The 21997-nt window shown below is 45.2% G+C and carries 18 protein-coding genes; 5 read left to right on the top strand and 13 right to left on the bottom strand.

The window, feature by feature from the left end:
- Positions 1-23: 23 nt before the first annotated feature.
- Complete coding sequence (locus IC612_RS06190) at positions 24-380, top strand: MmcQ/YjbR family DNA-binding protein (protein ID WP_194739315.1); 357 nt, start codon at positions 24-26, stop codon at positions 378-380.
- Here the strand turns inward: IC612_RS06190 and IC612_RS06185 are convergent.
- Positions 377-1309: a bifunctional riboflavin kinase/FAD synthetase gene (locus IC612_RS06185; protein WP_317173994.1), complete on the bottom strand. Its 933-nt coding sequence runs from the start codon at positions 1307-1309 to the stop codon at positions 377-379. The two genes, IC612_RS06190 and IC612_RS06185, sit on opposite strands and share 4 nt — an antisense overlap.
- Positions 1310-1517: 208 nt before the next feature.
- Between IC612_RS06185 and atpD the strand changes: the two genes are divergently transcribed.
- On the top strand, positions 1518-3026 hold the full coding sequence (atpD, locus tag IC612_RS06180; RefSeq protein WP_194739314.1) for a F0F1 ATP synthase subunit beta: 1509 nt from the start codon (positions 1518-1520) through the stop codon (positions 3024-3026).
- A 52-nt stretch (positions 3027-3078) separates the two neighbouring features.
- A complete protein-coding gene (locus IC612_RS06175; RefSeq protein WP_194739313.1) occupies positions 3079-3360 on the top strand; it encodes a FoF1 ATP synthase subunit delta/epsilon in 282 nt (93 codons plus the stop codon).
- Between the two features lie 116 nt (positions 3361-3476).
- Here IC612_RS06175 and IC612_RS06170 read toward each other — a convergent pair whose 3' ends face one another.
- Complete coding sequence (locus IC612_RS06170) at positions 3477-4751, bottom strand: aminotransferase class I/II-fold pyridoxal phosphate-dependent enzyme (RefSeq protein ID WP_194739312.1); 1275 nt, start codon at positions 4749-4751, stop codon at positions 3477-3479.
- A gap of 99 nt (positions 4752-4850) precedes the next feature.
- Positions 4851-5888 (bottom strand): PLP-dependent cysteine synthase family protein, encoded by a 1038-nt coding sequence (locus tag IC612_RS06165; protein ID WP_194739311.1) that lies wholly within the window; start codon positions 5886-5888, stop codon positions 4851-4853.
- Between the two features lie 214 nt (positions 5889-6102).
- Here IC612_RS06165 and IC612_RS06160 point away from each other — a divergent pair, with 214 nt between their 5' ends.
- Both IC612_RS06160 and kdsA read left to right on the top strand, forming a co-directional pair.
- Positions 6103-9588 carry a protein O-mannosyl-transferase family gene (locus IC612_RS06160; protein ID WP_194739310.1) on the top strand — a complete coding sequence of 1162 codons (3486 nt, stop codon included), beginning with the start codon at positions 6103-6105 and terminating at the stop codon, positions 9586-9588.
- Positions 9589-9618: 30 nt separating this feature from the next.
- Entirely contained in the window at positions 9619-10428 is an 810-nt protein-coding gene (gene kdsA / locus IC612_RS06155; RefSeq protein WP_194739309.1) for a 3-deoxy-8-phosphooctulonate synthase, read from the top strand.
- 3 nt (positions 10429-10431) lie between these two features.
- Here kdsA and IC612_RS06150 read toward each other — a convergent pair whose 3' ends face one another.
- The 10 genes from IC612_RS06150 to IC612_RS06105 form a co-directional block, all read right to left on the bottom strand.
- Positions 10432-11952, bottom strand: coding sequence for a carbon-nitrogen hydrolase family protein (locus tag IC612_RS06150; RefSeq protein WP_194739308.1), 1521 nt, complete (start codon positions 11950-11952; stop codon positions 10432-10434).
- Between the two features lie 61 nt (positions 11953-12013).
- Positions 12014-13381: an MATE family efflux transporter gene (locus IC612_RS06145; RefSeq protein ID WP_194739307.1), complete on the bottom strand. Its 1368-nt coding sequence runs from the start codon at positions 13379-13381 to the stop codon at positions 12014-12016.
- A gap of 133 nt (positions 13382-13514) precedes the next feature.
- Entirely contained in the window at positions 13515-14699 is a 1185-nt protein-coding gene (locus IC612_RS06140) for a sigma-54-dependent transcriptional regulator (protein ID WP_194739306.1), read from the bottom strand.
- Between the two features lie 115 nt (positions 14700-14814).
- Positions 14815-15474, bottom strand: coding sequence for a YggS family pyridoxal phosphate-dependent enzyme (locus IC612_RS06135; RefSeq protein WP_194739305.1), 660 nt, complete (start codon positions 15472-15474; stop codon positions 14815-14817).
- A 55-nt stretch (positions 15475-15529) separates the two neighbouring features.
- Entirely contained in the window at positions 15530-16252 is a 723-nt protein-coding gene (locus tag IC612_RS06130; RefSeq protein ID WP_194739304.1) for an SIR2 family NAD-dependent protein deacylase, read from the bottom strand.
- Positions 16249-17805: an amidase gene (locus IC612_RS06125; RefSeq protein ID WP_194739303.1), complete on the bottom strand. Its 1557-nt coding sequence runs from the start codon at positions 17803-17805 to the stop codon at positions 16249-16251. Before IC612_RS06125 ends, IC612_RS06130 begins: the two co-directional genes overlap by 4 nt.
- A gap of 103 nt (positions 17806-17908) precedes the next feature.
- A complete protein-coding gene (locus tag IC612_RS06120; RefSeq protein WP_194739302.1) occupies positions 17909-18541 on the bottom strand; it encodes a hypothetical protein in 633 nt (210 codons plus the stop codon).
- 5 nt (positions 18542-18546) lie between these two features.
- Positions 18547-19086: a type 1 glutamine amidotransferase domain-containing protein gene (locus IC612_RS06115; protein ID WP_194739301.1), complete on the bottom strand. Its 540-nt coding sequence runs from the start codon at positions 19084-19086 to the stop codon at positions 18547-18549.
- 86 nt (positions 19087-19172) lie between these two features.
- Positions 19173-21305, bottom strand: coding sequence for a catalase (locus tag IC612_RS06110; protein WP_194739300.1), 2133 nt, complete (start codon positions 21303-21305; stop codon positions 19173-19175).
- A gap of 47 nt (positions 21306-21352) precedes the next feature.
- The gene (locus IC612_RS06105) at positions 21353-21886 is read right to left on the bottom strand and encodes a ferritin-like domain-containing protein (protein ID WP_194739299.1); all 534 of its coding nucleotides are present in this window, start codon (positions 21884-21886) and stop codon (positions 21353-21355) included.
- Positions 21887-21997 lie beyond the last annotated feature (111 nt).

Raw genomic sequence — 21997 nt, 5'->3', positions numbered from 1 at the left:
AATAAATAACAGTACTGTTCCTTATGCTTGAAATAGATTCATTACGTGAGTATGCCTTGGCAAAGAAGGGGGTAACGGAAGGATTTCCTTTTGATACTACCACCTTAGTGCTTAAGGTTGGCGGTAAGATGTTTCTTCTTATCTCGATGGAGGAAAATCCCTGCAGCATCTCGGTCAAGACAGATCCGGAATGGAGCGCAACTCTTCGCGAAACGCATACGCAAATTACGGGCGCTTACCACATGAATAAGACCCATTGGAATTCGGTGTACTGTCAGGGTATTCCGCCTGAATTAGTTCACAGGCTCATTGACCATTCTTATGAATTAGTACTAGGTGGGCTCCCTAAAAAATTGCGGAAAGAATTGGAGCAGGACTAAAGCGCATTTGCCAAGAAATATTCCCGGGTCCGCTGTTCGTCCTCTTGGAGTCTTTCAATTAAGCCCTCAAGGGTAGAAAATGCGATCTCTTCATGCAAAAAGGAAAGGAAGTCAACCTTGATTGTCTTTCCGTAAAGATTCTGATTAAAATCCAGAATATACACTTCCACACTTAGAATTTCACCCCCTACGGTTGGATTGGTTCCTACCGAGAGCATACCCGCAAGTTTTTTGTCCTCAAGATGTACCTGGACTATGTAGGCGCCTTTACGTGGCCGAAGTTTATCTGGATGTACATCGATATTGGCAGTAGGGTATCCTATGGTACGTCCAATCTGTCTTCCTTCCACTACTTTTCCCTCCATACTGTACGGGTAGCCTAGCATGGCATTCGCCCGCGGAACATCCCCTTCTTTCAATGCACGTCGTATTTTGGTGGAAGAAATATGCTCACTGTAGAGATCTACGGCATCCATCTCCTCCAAGGTGAAACCCAGGGAGGGAGCCATCTCCATCAATAACTGAAAGTTTCCACTTCGGTTCTTTCCAAAAACATGATCGTACCCTACAATCAAATGTTTTACCTCTAACGTATCGTGCAGAATCGAAGTGATAAAGTCTACTCCGGTTAAATTATAGAAATTCTCTTCAAAAGACTGAATGAACAGATGGTCAATACCCTCAGATTCAAGTAACGCTATTTTTTCCTCGATCGTGGTAAGCTGCTCCAAATCAGTATCAGGGTCAAAGATTTTTCGTGGGTGCGGATCGAAGGTAAGAATAGCGGTTTGCAGTCCACGCTCGTATGCCACTTCCTTTAAGCGCTTAAGTATAGACTGGTGTCCTTTATGTACACCGTCAAACATCCCAAGGGAAAGGGCGAGGGGTGGTCTTTGTACCGAGTGCTGTATCTGATAGTATACCTTCACGAGGGAAAAAATTTACGTGCAAAAATAGGAAAATAAACCGAGCCTGCCTGCGGGAGAGAATAACCGGAGAGTACGGTGTATTTGTAGCGTTCTTAGGCTACGCTAAAAGCAGTCTTTTACACCCCTTTCGGGTCATTAAAAATGTTGAAATTTGAAATTGCAGATTACTCAAATATCACTATATTTGCACTCAAGAAAAAAATTAGCAATGGCAAACCAACTTAAAGGAAAAATTTCTCAAATTATTGGTCCGGTAATCGACGTAGTTTTTGCGGATGCCCAGGAGCTCCCTAAGATATACGACGCACTGGAGGTGACCTATCAAAACGGTGGAAAACTAATTCTGGAAGTGGAACAACACATCGGTCAGGACGCCGTTAGATGTATCGCGATGGACGCCACCGATGGACTTCAAAGAGGTCAGGAGGTCGTTGCATTAGGTACTCAGATCACTATGCCGACGGGAGAAGGTGTGTACGGACGTCTTTTTAACGTTGTGGGAAATGCTATTGACGGACTGCCTGCACTTTCTAAGGAAAATGGACTACCAATCCACAGAGAAGCGCCGGCATTTGATCAGCTTTCAACTTCTGCCGAAGTGCTTTTCACCGGTATCAAAGTTATTGATTTGGTGGAGCCTTATGCAAAAGGGGGTAAAATTGGATTGTTTGGTGGAGCCGGAGTGGGTAAGACCGTACTTATTCAGGAGCTGATCAATAACATCGCAAAAGGACACGGAGGACTTTCTGTATTTGCAGGTGTGGGAGAGAGAACCAGAGAAGGAAACGACCTTTTAAGAGAGATGCTGGAATCCGGCATTATAAAATACGGTGATGAGTTCATGCACTCCATGGAAGAAGGGGGATGGGATCTTTCCAAAGCCGACATGGAAGAGATGAAGGATTCAAAGTGTACCTTTGTTTTTGGACAGATGAACGAACCCCCAGGTGCAAGAGCGCGTGTAGCTCTTTCGGGTCTTACCATTGCGGAATATTTCCGTGACGGAGACGGACAGGGTCAGGGAAGAGACGTTCTGTTCTTCGTAGACAATATATTTAGATTCACCCAGGCCGGTTCAGAGGTTTCGGCACTTTTAGGAAGGATGCCTTCTGCGGTAGGGTATCAGCCAACACTAGCTTCTGAGATGGGAGCAATGCAGGAAAGAATTACTTCGACTAAAAACGGTTCCATTACTTCTGTACAGGCGGTATACGTTCCTGCGGATGACCTTACAGACCCTGCGCCAGCTACAACCTTTGCCCACTTGGATGCAACGACCGTACTGGACAGAAAGATTGCAGCTCTAGGTATCTATCCTGCGGTGGATCCATTGGCATCTACTTCACGGATTCTTACTCCAGAGATTCTTGGAAACGAACACTACGAATGCGCGCAGAGAGTAAAGGAGATTCTTCAGCGCTACAAAGCACTACAAGATATCATCGCCATCTTAGGTATGGAGGAACTTTCTGAGGAAGACAAACTCGTGGTTTACCGTGCAAGAAAAGTACAGAGATTCCTTTCCCAACCGTTCCATGTAGCTGAGCAGTTTACTGGTTTAAAAGGAGCATTAGTAGATATCAAGGATACTATCAAAGGTTTCAACATGATCATTGATGGAGAATTGGATCAGTATCCTGAGGCAGCATTCAACCTTAAGGGGACTATTGAAGAGGCGATTGAGGCAGGTCAGAAAATGCTTGCAGAGAACGCGTAGTAAATAATAATGCTTTCGGTGCCCAGGCATCATAAGCCACAAGGAATAACGTATGAATATAAAAATACTAACCCCGGAATTTGTAGTTTTTGAAGGCGAAGTCAGTTCTGTGCTGCTTCCTGGCAAATCAGGTGAGTTCCACATAATGAAGAACCACGCTGCCATTGTATCTGCTCTTGGAAGCGGTAAAGTACGACTTTACACCAACGAGATACCCCAGCAGTACGATTCTTTTTTCACTAGAGAAAACGAAAGAGAATCGGTTTTTTCCTACACGATCAAAAGTGGAGTGGTGGAGTTCAATAATGGAAAGGGTATTATCCTAGCGGAATAATAAATTCTATAAACAAGAAAGTAAATATCGGTCGCCATAGGTGGCCGATATTTTTAGTGCCTAATAAAAAAACACTCAATCGTTAGATTGAGTGTTTTGTCTATTTCTAAAGGCTTCTAAAGCGGTTTAAAGCTGAGGTTATTCTCTTCAAGGAATTTTTCTGCCTGCTCCTTGTAGTGTCCTCCAACTAGTTTGCCATGAATGGCTTCAAAAGCTGCAAGGGTTTCATTTATCTCCGCATCTGTATGAGATGCTGTTGGAATCAAACGAAGCAGTATCATGCCTTTAGGAATTACCGGATATACTACAACCGAGGTAAAGATTCCGAAGTTTTCTCTTAGGTCTTTCACCAGTAGGGTAGCCTCCACAGGAGATCCTTGCATCATTACAGGAGTAACGCAGGTATTTGTCTCACCCAGATTAAACCCTCTTTCCAAAAGACCACTTTGTAGTTTACGCACATTCTCCCAAAGTTTCTCTTTAATTTCTGGCCGCGTTCTTAAAAGTTCCAGACGTTTTAAACCGCCTACTACCATTGGCATAGTAAGTGATTTTGCAAAGATCTGTGACCTTAGGTTGAATTTCAGGAATCGAACCACATCTTTATTTCCAGCGATGAAAGCCCCAAACCCTGCCATGGATTTAGCGAAAGTAGAGAAATATACATCGATCTGGTCCTGACAACCCTGTTCTTCACCCGCGCCGGCACCGGTTTTTCCCAGCGTTCCAAAGCCATGCGCATCGTCCACTAGCAAACGGAAGCTGTATTTGCTTTTTAGCTCACAAATTTCCTTAAGTTTTCCTTGCTGCCCGCGCATTCCAAATACACCCTCGGTGATAACAAGCACTCCACCTCCTTGCTCCTCAGCTACTTTAGTGGCACGCTCTAGATTCTTCTCCAGGCTGGCAATATCATTATGTTTGAATGTAAAACTCTTACCCATGTGCAGGCGCACCCCATCTACGATACACGCATGCGAGTCGGCATCATAGACCACCACATCGTGGCGGGATAAAAGGGCATCAATAGTCGATACCATCCCTTGGTAACCGAAATTAAGTAGGTATGCGGACTCCTTTTGTACAAATTCTGCCAGTTCCTTTTCCAATTGTAAATGCTGGTCGGTTTCTCCCGACATTGCCCGCGCACCCATCGGGTAGAACATACCGTACTCTGCAGCAGCCTTAGCGTCTGCTTCCAGTACTTCCGGGTGGTTGCATAGACCCAGGTAATCGTTTGCTGACCAAAAAATCACTTCTCTTCCCTGAAAACGCATACGGGGGCCTATCGGGCCCTCGAGTCTCGGGAAAATAAAATAACCCTCCGCATAGTTTGCAAACTGTCCGAGTGGTCCTGGATTCTGTTTTATTCTATCAAAAATGTCTACCATTTTTAGTTGTTTTTTATAAGGCACAAAGTTAATAAATTTTAACAATTAAAAAGCCTTTTGCTAAGGCAAAAGGCTAGGTGTTTCAATGTACGATATACGCTATTTAACGTACTGGGTCTTGAAGACCTCCTCGTAATTATGGACGCAGTTATGTGTAAATCCCTGTTGGGCCATCCACTCGTCACTGTATACTTTACTGATGTATCTAGAGCCGTGGTCTGGAAATATCAAAACCACCACATCTTCCTTTTTAAACGGATATTCCTTGGCGTACTGTAACAGACCCTGGGTGACCGCTCCGGTGGTATAACCTCCCATGATGGCTTCCTTGATGGCTATCTCGCGGGTGCGGTAGGCAGCCATCTCGTCGTTTACGCGTACAAAGCTGTCTACTTTATCGAAAAGTAATGCGCCAGGAATTAGGTTTTTACCCATACCTTCAATCTGGTAGGGTTTGATTTCGTCTTTATTAATCTTACCGGTATCAAAATAGCCTTTAAGAATGGATCCGTCCGCATCTACTCCAATGATCTTAACGTCTGGATTCTTTTCTTTCAAGTACTTTGCGGAACCTGAAAGCGTGCCACCGGTACCGGTACAGGCAAAGAGATGGGTAATTTTCCCCTCGGTCTGCTCCCATATCTCCGGACCGGTAGTCTGGTAATGGGCATCGATGTTGAGTTCGTTGAAATATTGATTAATGTATATGGAACCTGGAGTCCGTGCCGCAATGCTTTTTGCCACTTCGTAGTACGATCTAGGATCCTCTGCGGGCACATTTGCAGGGCAGACATAGACCTCTGCACCAAGAGCTTTCAAATAGGCGATTTTTTCCGGTTTGGTTTTGTCACTCACGGAAAGGATGCACTTGTATCCTTTGATGATCGATACCATTGCTACCGAAAAACCCGTATTGCCGGAGGTGGTTTCCACAATGATGGAACCCGGCTTTAGAAGTCCTTTGCGCTCTGCATTTTCAATGATGTGCAATGCTATCCGGTCTTTAGTGGAATGGCCAGGATTCATTGATTCCAACTTAGCAAACACGGCGGATGGGAGTTCCTGTGTGATTTTATTTAATCGCACCATCGGAGTGTTTCCGATGAGTTCGAGTATATTGTTATAAACGTTTGTCATTTTCAATTTACACTAAAAAATCATGGGCAAAATTACAATTTTTTTTTGGTTTGATTGCCTTGAGGTCTTTTTTGTGAATTTTATCATCTTTTACATCCATTACTAATATTTATCTAACTGCATTAAATTATGAGGTTTGCTGTTGGAAAATGAAGCTTGGATTCAAGGGGAATTGAGATAATTGTGTTATTTTCGCATCAACTTACTGGATTCTATGAAAAACTGGACATTTAAGACATGGAACACAGTCCTAGGTTGGACTGTATTTGGCGTGGCATTCCTCACCTATCTCTCTACAATGGAGCGAAAATTCAGTTTTTGGGATACAGGCGAGTATATTTCTTCTGCCGTAAAGCTTGAAGTAACCCACGCACCTGGGGCAGCACTTTTTCAGTTGGTGGGTGCCGTGGCGGCTATGCTTGCACTGGGTAACGGAGAAAATTATTCGCTCATTATTAATGGAATGTCGGCACTTTTCAGTGCACTGACCGTACTTCTTCTTTTTTGGACTGTGACCCATATGTCACGTCGACTTCTTAATAAGGAAATGAATGAGCTTAGCTCCTCACAGCAACTTGCAGTACTTTTTTCAGGCCTTATTGGTGCCCTTAGCTTTACTTTCTCCGACACGTTCTGGTACAGTGCAGTCGAGGGGGAGGTTTATTCTATGGCAAGTCTTTTTATTGCCCTTCTAATTTATTTAGTGACCCGTTGGGAGAACGAGTCTAACGCGAAGGACAACCACCGCTGGATTATCCTTATGGCTTTTGTGGTGGGACTCTCTGTAGGAGTGCATATGATGGCCATGCTTGCCGTTCCTGCCGTATGTTTGTTTTACTATGCAAGGAAGTATACCTTTAGTTGGAAGAGTTTTATCTATGCCAATCTGATAACTCTGGGAATCATGGTTTTTGTTTTCAAGATCATTTTTCCTTTGGTGATGAGCATGTTCGGTAAAATGGAAATATTCGCCGTGAATGGTCTGGGACTTCCTTTCCATAGTGGGACATTAATCGCTTTTATTCTGCTTACTGTTCTGTGCTATTATCTGCTCACCTATTCGAAAGAAAAGCTGGGAGCCGTTTATCAGACCGCAGCCCTTTCTATTGTATTTATGGTCATTGGGTTCTCTTGCTGGCTGGTAATACCGATCCGTGCCAACGCCAATCCGCCGATGAACTTAAATAATCCGGATAACGCAATTGGTATGCTGGACTACTACAACCGTGTACAGTACGGTGATTGGCCTATTTTTAAGGGTCAAAACTATACCCACGCGCTGGATTACGACGGTATGGAGAAGAACGAAGACGGATCCTGGAAGCAGAACACCACAGGGGACATTTTCGAGAAAGATGAAAAAAGCGGAATGTACCGCAAGGTAGGAGAGCGGTTCAATTATGTGTACAGCAAAGAGCATATCAGCATCATGCCGCGTATGTTCAATGATGATAAAGAAGTAATGGCCAATTATATCTCGATGTATGGTGCTCCGGATTTCACCTTTAATTATTCCAATCCACAGGTGGCGGATAATCCCGAAGCACATAAGATATACGACGATCTTCGCAAGAAGTTCGATAATGGTACCATTAAAGTAGACGACTATCTGGACGTTAAACCCTACGATCTAATCAACGTACAAAGGCCGTCGTTTTTTCAGAATTTAGATTATTTCATCACCTTCCAGAATGGATACTACTTTGTACGCTACCTTATGTGGAACTTTGTTGGTAGACAGAACGATTTAGAAGGTCATATGGAAAACAACCGCGGAAACTGGATATCGGGTATTCCCTTTGTGGACAATGCATTGTGGGGCAATCAAGAAAAGATGCCTGCCAAATACCGGAACGAAAGTACAACTGCATTTTTCTTTCTTCCGCTTCTTTTAGGACTTTTGGGAATTTTCTTCCAATTAAACCGGGATTTTAAAAGGTTCTATGCAGTATTATCCCTGTTTATTCTCACCAGTGTGGGTATTATCTTTTACACGGGAGTGAAACCTTTTGAGCCGCGGGAGCGGGATTACGCCATGGTGGGGTCATTCTATGCTTTTGCCCTTTGGATAGGACTAGGAGTATTGGCAGCCTACTACTATATGCAGCAGAAATTTCAGTCCAAGCCGGCCAACTGGGCATTAGGTGTCCTACTGCTAGGAATCCCACTATTGATGGCTTTTGAGAATTATACTCCGCACGACCGCAGTGGAAGAAGTGCAGCCTACGACTTTGCGTATTCATCCCTGAAAGACCTTCCAAAAAACGGAATTCTATTTGTGTATGGGGACAACGATACCTATCCAATTTGGGCCATTCAAGAGACCGAGCGCATGCGCGATGATGTGAAGGTGGTGAATTTCACGCTCCTTTCCACTCCGTGGAACATTGATCAAGTGAAGCGAAGAACCTACAACGCCCTTGGAGTCCCTTCGGAGCTCTCACACGAGCATTACCGTGAAGGTACCAACGACCAGGTATATTTGATGTCCCCGGACCAATGGCAGGACCTTTTTTCCAGCCTAAACGAACGCGGGCTTTCGCAAAGTGCGTTGGCAGATTTCCAGAAGTACCAGCAGATAGATTCGATGAGTATGAAGGAGGCGGTCCAATTCCTAAAGACCAAATCAGAGGCCAAGGATATGGTACTTAAACTTCTTTTTGGAGAGAGTAAATACGAACGCTTTAACTTACTGCCTGTCTCCAAGTTCATACTTCCGGTAAATAAAAATAATGCAGTTAAGTCCGGAATAATCACGCAAAAGGAAGCAGCTCTGGCAAAAGATCAAATTGTTATTGAATACCAAAGGCAGAGTATGTTTAAAAATAACATTATGCTTTTGGACATCCTGGCCAATTTTGATTGGAACCGACCTATCAGTTTTTCCACCGGAGGGGTATACGATCCGGAGAATATCTTTTACCTAACTGATTATTTACAATACGACGGTTTCAGCTACCGATTGGTTCCTATAGCCACCAATGCCTCAGAGAATGCCGAAATGGGAAGGGTGAATCCAGATATCCTCTACCGAAACGTGAAAAACTTCCGATGGGGTAACTTTAAGGATCTGGATGTGCATTTTGACGAAACCTGTACGCAAAACATTCCGGTATACCGCGGTGCAGCCAGCAGAGCTGCAGAAGCACTTGCACTTTCGGGTCAGAAATCCAAAGCCCTGGAGGTTATGGATCTTGCGTCACGAGAAATACCTTCCACTAAGTACAACGATCCAAGGTCGCTCTCCAGTATGGTGTACGGGTACATGATTGCCGGGCAGGAAAAGAAAGGTCTGGCACTCGCAGAGCAAATCAAGGAAGGTATATTTGAGGAATACGACTATTATATGTCAATGGATAAAGACCAGCAGCGTTTTGCATCCCGACAGCTTAGAAGCAAGCCTTTTGAGTACTCTATGGTAGTGGCCGCAGTATCGGATGCCTACCGAAAGATGGGAAGGCTAGATAAAGGGTACGACTATACGATTCGCTCGATGGAACCTTTAGATAAGAGGTACCGTAAACTAATTTCTGATCTCCAAGCTATGGGCAAACAAAAAGCCTACGGACAGACCGGACAGGTTGAGAATATTGTGCCGTTTTACCACTATTTGATCGAGGTGGTGAATCCCTACGATTCCACGTTTGGTCCGGAGAAATTGAAACAAATTGAGACCGAATTAATTCAGGTGACCCAATAGCGGATGTACTTCTTCTAATACACAGAAATTATGATACAGTTCTTAGACCAAATCGCCCATAAAGATTCCAAGAATTTCTTTTTAATCGCAGGTCCTTGCGCTATTGAGAGTGAAGAAATGGCAATGGAAATTGCCGAGAGAATTCTTGCAATTACCGATAAATACCAGATTCCCTACATATTTAAAGGGAGTTTCAAGAAAGCAAACAGAAGCCGGGTGGACTCCTTCACTGGTATAGGTGATGAGAAAGCACTCGAAATCCTGGCAAAGGTAGGGGAGCGCTTCAAAGTGCCAACTACCACCGATATTCATGAAAACCACCATGCAACCCTTGCTGCGCAGTATGTAGATGTACTACAGATTCCTGCCTTTTTGGTGCGTCAGACCGATCTGTTGGTGGCTGCAGCCAAAACCCAAAAATGCGTGACTTTAAAGAAGGGGCAGTTTCTTTCTCCTGAGGCAATGAAGTTTGCCGTAGAAAAAGTAAGAGATTCCGGCAACGAAAAAACAGCCATTATTGAGCGAGGAAACTCTTTTGGCTATACGGATTTAGTAGTGGATTTCCGAGGTATTCCAGTAATGCAGCAGTATGCACCTGTCATTTTGGATGTGACACATTCCCTGCAGCAGCCTAACCAGTCCACTGGTGTTACGGGAGGACGACCTGAGCTGATTGAAACAATTGCTAAGGCCGGTATTGCAGTAGGTGCGGACGGTCTTTTCATTGAAACCCATCCGGATCCTTCGTGTGCAAAGAGCGACGGTGCCAATATGCTCCGTTTAGACCTTCTAGAGGGACTTTTGGAAAAATTAACCCGGGTCCGCCAGGCCATTCTTTAAAATCTACTGCTCGTCCTGTTGGTCGAGCAGTTCTATTTTATAAAGGTCTTTCCTTCGGTCGCTCATGGTGCGTACCGCACCGTGGTGGTGTAGTTCCTTTAAGAGGTTAAGGTCCACATCCACAATGAGGGTCATTTCCGTATTGGCGGTTGCCTCACCTTTGATGGCATTGGAAGGAAAGGCAAAATCGGACGGAGTGAAAACGGCAGCCTTTCCGTACTGGATATCCATATTGTTCACACCGGGCAGGTTTCCTACGCAACCTGCGATGGCCACATAGCATTCATTCTCAATAGCCCGTGCGGCGGCGCAGTGGTGCACCCGAGTATAAGCATTCTGCGTATCGGTAAGGTAGGGAACGAAAAGAATCTTCATTCCCATATCAGCTAGAATACGTGGCAGTTCAGGAAATTCGACATCGTAGCACACTACGATACCTACTTTTCCACAGTCGGTATCAAATACCCGGACTTTATCGCCGCCCTTCATTCCATAGAACCTCTGTTCATTGGGAGTAATGTGGATCTTACGGTATTCGTCAATCTTGCCGTCTCGGTGAAGCAAATAGCTGACATTGTAAATTTCCCCTTGGTCTTCTAAGGGCATGCTTCCTGAGATGATATTCACATTGTAACTGATGGCAAGCTGGGATATTCTTTCCTTTATTTCTGGGGTCAATTTTGCCAGTTCCAGCATACTTTCACGCTCGGAGAGATGATTATAGGGGGCAAGCAAAGGGCTGTTGAAAAACTCTGGAAAAAGAACGAAGTCCGACTTGTAGTCTCCCATTACATCGACGAAGAATTCCACCTGTTCGTAAAAAGCATCCAGGTTCTGGAAATGACGCATCTGCCACTGCACTAATCCAAGACGCACCACACTGTCCTGCATGGTATTGGGTTTTCTGCTGTAGTATATGTTGCTCCACTCCATAAGGACGGCATTTTCCTGTGAGGAAGTGTCTCCCGGCAGGTAGTTTTTTAGGATTCTTATGGGCTGAAAACTGTTGGATATCTGAAAGGTTAGCACCGGATCGTATATTTCCTTTTTTCGGACCTTTTGAATATACTGTCGTGGTGTCAGGGTATCTTTGTATTGGATATAATTCGGGATCCGTCCACCGATCACGATGGACTTTAAATTCAGATTTTCGCAAAGTTCCTTTCGGGCATCGTAGAGCCTGCGTCCCAGACGTAGGGAGCGGTATTTGGGGTCTACAAACATTTCAATACCGTAGAGCACATTGCCGGAGTTATAATGCGTGTTAAACGTTGAATTTCCAGTAATTTCTGCATAGGTATGGTCGTCTCCATAGAGTTCGTATTGCACTATAATGGATAAACTAGCAGCGGCCACTTCTCCGTCGACAGTCACGCAGAGCTGCCCTTCGGGGAAGATGGAAGTGAGCTTTTGAATATTTCGTTTGTCCCAGACATCGTCGCGCATCTCGGGGTAGGATTTACGCATTACCTCCACAAGGCTTTCGTAATCGGCCACTTGAAGACGTCGGATATCAATTTGCATAATATTTTTTTTAATTGTACAGCGTTTTACTTTTTGTTAACCCTTAAGGCCCAGATCATAATTAAGTGAGGGACGAGGCCAGTATACGTCGTTTGGAGAGCCTCAAGAACCGCACCACAAGCATTACGGCTGATAGGGTAAGTCCCAGTCCCAGGGCGATCCACATTCCAAAGGCACCCATTTTCAGTGGGACGCAGAGAAGATAACCAAGAGGTAAAGTAATGACCCAGTACGCGATAAAAGTAAGGTAGCTGGGAATTTTTACGTCTTGAATGCCACGAAGTACCCCTAGGGCTGTCACCTGGATGCCGTCCGAGAGTTGGAATAATGCCGCGATGATCATTAGTTTGGAGGCCAGTTGGATTACTTCCACATCTTCTTTTTTCGTAAAGAAGGTAGGCAATATGTCTTTCCCAAAGATAAAGAAGAGACCACATAAGCTCATGAAAAGGAAAGAAATCTTGATATTATTAATTCCTACCGCGCGAAGTTCGGTGAAATTCCTCTCTCCGAGTTTTCTACCAATCATCACGGTGGAGGCCACACTAAATCCGATGCAGAGATTAAAGGTGAAGGAGGCCATGCTCAAGGCTATCTGATGGGAAGCAATGTCTTTGGCCGATACCAGTCCGCATACAAATGCAGCGGCAGCAAAGGCCGTGACTTCGAAAAACATCTGTAGTGCTGTTGGAAGACCAAGACGAAGCATCTTGGAAAACATCTTTTGGGAGAACTGGCTCACTTTTAAACTGAAATCCTTTATATACCTTCGGGTAGAATGGTGGCGTACAAGGATATAGTACAGAAACACCATCATAAAAATCCTTGCCACCAGGGTGGCCAGAGCCGAGCCCTGTACTCCCATCTCAGGGAAGCCCAAAAGTCCTTTAATAAAGACATAGTTCAGGGCAATGTTAATGATATTAGCAAGAATGGTGGCTTTGGTAACTCCAATGGTATAACCCAATCCTTCGGAGACCTCCCTAAGGGTTTGGAATACCATAAAGGGGAGAATGCTAAAGGACATCACGGTAAGGAACGCAATCGTATCGGGTAAAATTTCCTCCGGTTGGTTAAGATGGTAGAGTACGGGGCGGAATAAAAGCAGCAGGGCCATCAGCAAAAGACCCACCACCATATTGAGTACAAATCCATGGCGAAATACTGAATTAATACGTTCGTGTCGGAGCCTGGAATGTGCCTGGGATACTAGTGGAGGAATGGCAAAGGAAATTCCCAGACCAAATATAAACACAGAAATGAAAAGGGAATTTCCCAGCGATACGGCAGCCAGTGCCTTAGCGCCCAGTAGGTTACCCACTATGATGTTGTCAAACAGCTGCACCGAAACCTGCCCGAGCTGCGTCAGCATCACGGGAAGTGCAAGTTTCAAGGATTCTTTTGTGTAGGATTTATGAAGAAAGGCCATCGTAGCTGTTTTGAATGCAAAAGTACGCAATCCTTTGGGGTAGAAAAAAATTCCTCTGGATCCCGCACCAGCCAGCAAGAGAAAATCCCAGCCTATAGCCGGGATTTTGTACTTGGTAGTGCAAAAGAAGTACCTATTTACGCACGAACGCTTCTACGTCTTTTTCGCTAACTGGGCTACCCCCTAGTATAATTAGACGTTCCACCACGTTACGTAGCTCTCGTATGTTTCCGGTCCAGGAGAAAGCCTCCAGAGCCTTTATTGCTTCGGGTGCAAATTCCCGCGCTGCATTGCCCTGTTCATCTGCTACTAATTTTGCGAAATGCCTCACCAATAGTTCAATGTCTTCCTTGCGCTCGTCGAGTGCAGGCACATAGATCTCAATGACCGAAAGGCGGTGGTACAAATCCTCACGAAATCGTCCAGCCTCAATTTCTTTCTGCATATTTTTATTGGTAGCGGCAAGCACCCGTACGTCCACTTTAATCTCTTTGTCACTTCCTACGGGAGAGACTTTGCTCTCCTGCAATGCACGAAGTACTTTAGCCTGAGCAATAAGGCTCATGTCTCCAATTTCATCGAGGAAAATGGTTCCGTTGTTGGCCAGTTCAAACTTACCCTGTTTGTCCTTGATAGCTCCTGTAAACGATCCCTTGACATGGCCAAAGAGCTCACTCTCGATAAGCTCTGAGGGAATGGCAGCACAATTTACTTCAATCATTGGCCCTTTAGAGCGGTCGCTTTGCGCATGGATGGCATGGGCTACTAGTTCCTTCCCAGCACCGTTAGGACCAGTAATTAGAACCCGGGCATCGGAGGTAGCCACTTTCTCGATCATGTCCTGAATCTTCTTCAGAGCAGGACTCTGCCCAATCATTTGGTATTTTTTGTTGACCTTCTTCTTTAAGGTCACGTTTTCTTTTTGCAACGTTTTGTTTTCCTTAGCTAATTTTTCCTTGTCTAGGGCATTTTTCACACTGGTAATCAGTCTGTTAATATCAATTGGCTTGGAGATGAAATCGTACGCACCGTCTTTGAGGCAATCAACGGCAGTATCGATATCGGCATGTCCTGAAATCATGACAAAGGTTGTTTCGGGCTTGAGCGCCAGAGCCTGTTTTAAGAGTTCGGTGCCGGATACTTTAGGCATTTTGATGTCCGAGATTACCAAAGCGAAATCGTCCTTTTCAATAGACTTATATCCCTCTAGACCGTCTTCGGCCACTTGGATCTCGTAGTCCTTTAATTCGTCGGATAAAATATCGCTCAGTACGGATGAAATTGCTTTCTCGTCTTCTACTATAAGGATTTTCTGCATAGTTGCAAATTTACAATTTTAAAGGTTGCGGGGAATTTTCTTTCTGGGAGATGCAGCAAAAATTGTTCCTCCTAAGGAGCCACTTGTTTTTAGGAAAAATTATACAATTCTTTAATCAATTAGTGTAATGCCTTTCACCAAAAAGCGCGGAGCCAATTCTAACGGAGGTGCTGCCCCGTTCAATGGCCAGCGCGTAGTCACTACTCATCCCCATGGAGAGTAGCTCCAAGGGTTGAATGCGACTAAGTTGGTCGTAGAGGTTTTTAAGCAGTGCAAATTCGGAACTAACCTGCTCAAGGTCTGTGGTAAAACTGGCCATACCCATAAGTCCTTTCAGTACAATATGAGGAAATTCCCCTTGTACTATGCGCTGGAAAAGTTCTTTCGTTTCGGAAATCTCCAGTCCAAATTTAGTCTCCTCCTGCGCGATACGAACCTGGAGAAGTAGGGGAACCTGCCGGCCAATTTTTTCAGCCTGACGGTTGATTTCGTCAAGAAGCTTTTCACTGTCCACACTCTCTATCAGTGAGATAAATCCTATGATTTGCTTTACTTTGTTGGTCTGCAAATGACCAATCAAATGCCACTTTATATCGGAGGGCAGTTGCTCTTTCTTTAGAAGTAGCTCCTGTACCTTGTTTTCCGCAAACACTCGGTGGCCTAAATCGTAAAGACTTTGGATGCTTTGGGCTGGGTGTGTCTTGGAGACAGCCACCAGCTGTACGTGGCTGGGAAGGCTTTGTAGGATTCTCTCGTAGTTTTCCTTTAGAGACATGAAGGTTTTTACGCAAATTTACAAAAGTATCTTTAAAATACAGGAAGCAGAATGCTTATTCAAAGAACCGTCGGAAATCGTATCCTCTGGAGGGCTCTGTACTTCGAACCAGAATCCTTTTTAAACGTTCCATTCCCTCCACTGCATCCAGTGCAAAGTAGTTTCTCCGTGCAGTAAAGCTCACATCCAGGTTAGGATCCACCACATAGACCTGGCACTGGTCCGAGACGTAGTGAATCAGACCTGCAGCTGGATAAACCTGTAGGGAAGTACCTATTACTAGAAAGATATCGGCTTGCTGGACACAGTCCATGCATTTTCGAATGGCTGGAACATTTTCTCCAAACCATACGACGTGGGGTCTTAATTGTCTACCCTCGCTATCGGTATCTCCGACGTTTAAATCTTTTTTCCACGATACCACCGGTTCGGATTTCCCAACGGGACGTGCTTTGAGGAGCTCCCCGTGGAGGTGGATTACATTGGTGGATCCGGCCCTTTCGTGCAGATCGTCCACGTTTTGGGTGATTATTTTCACCTCGTAATGGTCTTCCAGTTCGGCCAGAATATAGTGCGCTCTATTGGGCTGAATTTCCAGTAACTGACGCCTTCTCTGGTTATAGAAGTCCAGCACTTTCTGAGGGTTTCTCATGAATGCTTCGGGACAGGCAACCTCCTCAATTCGGTGGTTTTCCCAAAGACCATTTTGGTCGCGAAAGGTTTTGATACCACTTGGCGCCGAAATTCCGGCACCCGAAAGAACAACAAGCTTTTTCATGGTGTATTTTTAAAGGTGGGTAGTATTCGTTTTGGTAGACTCTGCTCCAGGGCGTAGGCCATTGCCAGAAGGGTTGGCTCGGAGAATGCGGCGCCGTAGATTGACAGGCCTACAGGCAGTCCATCTATGTCCCCCATGGGCAAGGAGATAATAGGATACCCGGCAATGGCTGCAGGTGAAGATGTGCCAAAAAGGTAATGGTCTCCATTGATAAGGTCGCTTTTCCACGCAGGGGAGGCCGTGGGAGCGATAATCCCGTCCAGACGGTGGGTAGCAAGTACCTTATCAATACCCTCTTCTCTACTGAGCCGGTGCATCTCTTGAAGTAAGCCCTTATACTTAGGATCGCTAGTTCCTCCGGTAGCCTGGGCTAGTTCCAGGTACTGCTGGCCAAAATAATACAGCTCTTCAGGTATATCCTTGTTTTTTGCTATAAGCTCCTGCAGGTCCTTCACCGGGCTGCTGCTTCCAAGGCTTTGGAAGTACCCATTCAGTCCTTCTTTATATTCCATGAGCATCACCTGGAAGGAAGCCTCCTGAGCTTTTTCCGATAGGAAGGACTCTATTTCGATGACTTCCGCTCCTAATGCACGCATCCGCTCTACGGTAGAAAGGAATAATGCATCTACTTTGGGATGACTTCCATTGCTAGGATTTTTCACATACGCGAGTCTTTTGCCTTTTAACGCATCTTTTTGAAGGGGTAGAATATAAGAGCGGCTGTGTGCAGAATGGGAATGTAATCCTGCGGGATTTTGGTCAAGTGGTGATTGCATGGCCTCAAGACCCAATGCTACGTCGGTTACTGTTCTACCCATGGGGCCGGGGGAATCCTGGGAATGGGAGATGGGAACTACGCCATTGCGGGAAATCAGTCCAACGGTAGGTTTTAATCCAACGATGCCATTAAGGGATGAGGGACATACAATGGAACCGTTGGTCTCGGTACCCACGGCAAAGACGGCAAGGTTAGCGGCAACTGACGCCCCTGCGCCACTGCTCGAGCCACAGGTGTTGCGGGATAAATCGTAGGGGTTTTTAGTAAGCCCTCCAACGGCACTCCAGCCACTAGTGGAATTTTGACCTCTGAAATTTGCCCATTCCGATAGATTGTTTTTACCTAAGATTACCGCTCCTTCTGCTTTTAAACGCCGCACCAGTTCACTGTCCTTAAGAGGATAGGAGTTTTTTAAAACTAGAGAACCCGCTGTGGTAGGCATTTCCTTACTGTCAATATTGTCTTTCAGTAGCACGGGAATGCCAAAGAGTAGTCCTTTGCGCTTTTCCCTAGGCACAGCGTCTAGTGAATCTGCCGTTTTAAGAGCAACGGGATTTATTGCAATAACTGAGTGAAGGCTGGGACCCGATTTATCTATTGATTCGATTCGCTTTAGGTATTGGGAAACCACCTGTCGTACGGTTGCTTGCTTATTTTTATATAAGGCCTGCAGCTCAGCTGCGGATATTTCCATATATTCAAACTCCTTGACCGGCTGCTGGGACCAAGCAAGATAGGAGATACAGAAAAGCAGAGCGCTAAGCAATTTTTTCATATAAAAGACCTGAAGTGAACACGTTTTTAAGCAATTGAAATTTAAAGATAATAAATTCCTTGCAAACCGTATCGCTTCAGGTCCTAAGTATTGAGGTCAAGTACTACCTTTTATTTTTATCCTTTAGGGTTTCTTTAGGCAGTTCAATAAGTCCTTCGGTAAGAGATTTCCATTGAAACTTGCTGCCTGCTAGGATACCGCCTATAGCTACTAGGAAATTACGGATCTTTTCCAGTCCACCCACCTCCTGGGTGTTTGGAAGTTCATTCCTGCCGTGTACTTCTGCGCGTATTTCCTTTCCCTGCCGTACGATAAGAAAATTGGAGGTAGCCTCCGGGCAGTAAAAATGTTTTACCGACGTATCGGGCGCTGTAGGATCCGGGCAGGGCCGTACTCGGATATATAGGCATTGCTCCTGCAGGTTATCCTCTTCTTTCACTTCTTCTATTTGCACCCAGTCGTACCCATCTGTTCCCGGGTTATTAAGTCCTGGAATCTGTATGCGGATATAATCTCCCACCTTTGGTTCCCGTAAGAGAAGGTCCCCACTAGGTTCCCTTAAGGAAAAAGATGCTTTTTCTTCACCCGCATGCAGTTTCCAGGAGTTGATATCTACAAAGCGCTGGCGAACGGTTTGAAAAAAAGCCTGAGCCTCTTCCAAGGAGTCCATCTGGACAGAGGAAGTTACATCGCAGCTTGCACCTGTGGTCTGTGCGGGGATGGGTAGGTTTTCCATGATCATTAGCTTTTTGCAAACTCTTCTACAATACGCTGGTTGAATTTTGGTAAATCTTCGGGTTTTCTACTTGTGGTCAGATTTCCGTCGGTCACTACCTCTTGATTTACCCACTCAGCACCGGCATTCTTTAAATCGGTGGAAATAGCGGCAAACGAAGTCATTTTACGGCCGCTAACCACGCCGGCTTCTATTAAGGTTTGTGGTCCGTGGCATATGGCTGCCACCGGTTTGTTTTGTTCGAAAAAATCTTTGACAAACGATACCGCTTTATCTTCCTGGCGAAGAGTATCAGGATTTAAAACACCACCAGGTAAAACAAGTCCGTCGTAGTTGTCTGCTTTTGCCTGTTCCAAGGTATAGTCCACAGGTACCGATCCTTCCCACTGGTGGTCTACCATGGCTTTGATTTCACCTGGTTTAAGGGAAATGATATGAACCTGCGCGCCGGCTTCTTTAAGGGCTTTGACCGGTTGGTCAAGTTCTGATTTTTCGTATCCGTCTGCGGCAAGTACCGCTATTTTCTTACTTTTTAAATTTTCCATATTAACTGTTTTTGATTTATAAAGGAGCAGCAAAAACTTCGCCGCCCCTATGGGTTTTAACGCTTTTTAGCGCTTTTAAGAAGGATTTATGCCGGAACCACTGGTTCGAGTTCACGCTGCCAATTCCTGCCCGCTGCGATGGCTTTAACAAAGGCCTTAGCCTCATCGTTCACAAGTAGCGCGGGGTCTTTCTTATTTGTAGGGATCTGGGTGTTATTTAGGAGTTCTACACCGTTACCTAAAATGGCAATAGCCTTACAGTGTTTATAAGTCTCTTGAAGTAGATGCTTAGCTACCTGATGTTCCAGAACCTCCTTATCGAGTCCGTCACAGGCTACCATGGCTTCGAAAATAACCGAGGTCACGGTTAGAAAATTCTCATCTACTTTCAAAGCGGTCCCTTGGTCGGTTTTTATTTTACCTCCCTTTGGTGCAATGATTTTCACTGTAGCACCCTGGCTCTCCAAAGTGTTTTTATAGGCCATAAGAGAGTCTTCTCTGACTCCATTGGAGCAGATCATCCCTACGACACGCGTTTTAATATCCCCTTTATTGTGGGCTTCCATCGAAAGCACTTTTGAGGACTCCGTCACGTGATTGGCATCCTTCGGTTCGTTCCGTACAGGATCTTCATCGGCACCTATGTTTTGATTTAACGGTAACTCCACTTTTTTAGGAATGGTAATTCCTAGCTTGTCGGCAACCTGCTTTGCCACGTCTTTATCAATCATGCTCAGGTTGTAGCATACCCTTTCCTTGATATGGTCGTGGTTTACTTTGCTGAGTTCAAAGGCATAGGCATCTACCATATGGCGCTTTTCATGCTTGGAGAGCGAATTCATAAAGAGACGCGGCTGGGAAAAGTGGTCGGAGAAACTTTTGCTTCGTCCCCTGATTTTCTCTGCATCGACACGCTCGGGAAAGCTACTGAATCCACCGTCCTTGATCATGGCTTGGTAGGGACATCCTCCACCCAGTGAATTGGGGTGGTAGTTGGTCTTACCTTTATTGATGGTCATGCGCATATGGGCGTCCCGCTGGTTGTTGTGCACGGGCGCCACTGAGCGGTTGATAGGGATTTCATGAAAATTGGGGGAGCCCAGTCGGGAGAGTTGGGTATCGGTATAGGAGAACAGTCGGCCTTGGAGAAGAGGATCGTTCGAAAAATCAATTCCTGGCACTATGTGGCCGGGGTGGAAGGCGACTTGCTCGGTTTCTGCAAAAAAGTTGTCTGGGTTACGGTTTAGGGTCATCTTTCCTATGATGCGCACTGGTACCAGTTCCTCTGGGATGATCTTAGTAGGGTCCAAAAGGTCGAAGTCAAATTTGAACTCGTCGGCCTCTGGTACGATCTGCAGTCCCAACTCCCACTCTGGAAAGTTGCCCTGGTCAATGTTTTCCCACAGGTCACGGCGATGAAAATCCGGATCTTTACCCGAAATCTTCTGCGCTTCGTCCCAGGCCACGGCGTGTACGCCGAGAACTGGCTTCCAATGGAATTTCACAAAATGGGAATCGCCCTTTTGGTTGATTAGCCTAAAGGTATGTATACCAAATCCTTCCATCATTCGGTAGGATTTAGGTATGCCCCGGTCGCTCATGACCCAGCTGACCATATGCATGGTCTCGGGAACCAAGGATACGAAATCCCAAAAGGTGTCGTGGGCAGAGGCTGCCTGCGGCATTTCGTGGTCTTGTTCGGGTTTTACTGCATGAATGAAGTCTGGAAATTTCATTGCGTCTTGGATGGAGAATACCGGAATATTGTTTCCAACCAAATCGAAAACTCCTTCATCGGTGTAGAATTTCACTGCAAATCCCCTAACATCTCTTGCAAGGTCGGTAGATCCTCGGGATCCCGCCACGGTAGAGAAACGAACAAATACGGGAGTGGTTCTGGAGGTATCTGTAAAGATTCCCGCCTTGGTGAACTGTTCCTGACTTTCATAAAGCTGAAAAATGCCGTGGGCGGCGCTTCCGCGTGCATGTACGATACGTTCCGGTATGCGCTCGTGGTCGAAATGCGTGATTTTTTCCCGGAGGATAAAATCTTCAAGCAGCGAAGGACCGCGCTCGCCAGATTTTAGGGAATTGTTGTTGTCGTTGATGCGTACACCTTGGTTGGTAGTAAGGAACTCCTTGTCTGGACTCTGCGTGTTTTTAGACAAATCCTTTGTTTTAAGGTTGTCCTGATTCTTATTTTTTTTTTGTGGTTTCATATAAAGGGAAAAAAAATGCGGTCCGAAGACCGCGTTAAACGTACATCCTATTTGGCTTTGAGGTTTATTTCGCTTTTGGCTAATTTGGTAAGGTCCTTATCGCAGGTTTTCTCCTCTTTGAGCGTTTCCAAAAACAGGTTAAGTGCTTCTTTGTTTTTAAGCAGCTTGGCATAGGTAGCCAGAGTACCATACGATGCAATCTCGTAGTGTTCTACTTTCTGCGATGCAGCAATAATCGCGGCATCACGTACTGCACCCGGTTCAGTTTCCTCCATGATCCCTTCTGCTTCTTTGATAAGCCCGTCCATAGCATCGCACTTTACAGCCTCAGGCTTTAGTTTTAAGGACTTGAATGCATCCTCAAGTCTTGTAACCTGTGTTTTGGTTTCTTTCAAATGCGCATCGATGGAAGCCTTCAGTGTTTTGGAAGTGGCATTCTTGGACATTTTTGGGAGTGCTTTAACTAGTGCTTTTTCTGCCCAGTAAAGATCTTTCATTCCATCTACCATAAAATCTTTCAGCTGGTCTGCAGCATCTGCTTTGGGTTTAATCTTACCGTTAGCGGTCGTTTTTTTTGCCATAATTAATTATTTTTTTGATTTGATTTCTACTCAAAACTATTGATTTTTTAAGGCAATTCTACGCTGCTGTTTTAATTATATAAGAAAAGGTTCAAATGCTATAAAAAGACC

This window comes from Planobacterium oryzisoli (assembly GCF_015354315.1).
GTDB lineage: Bacteria > Bacteroidota > Bacteroidia > Flavobacteriales > Weeksellaceae > Planobacterium_A > Planobacterium_A oryzisoli.
Note: the sequence above shows the minus strand (reverse complement) of the source record. Positions and strands in the feature narration are given on the sequence as shown.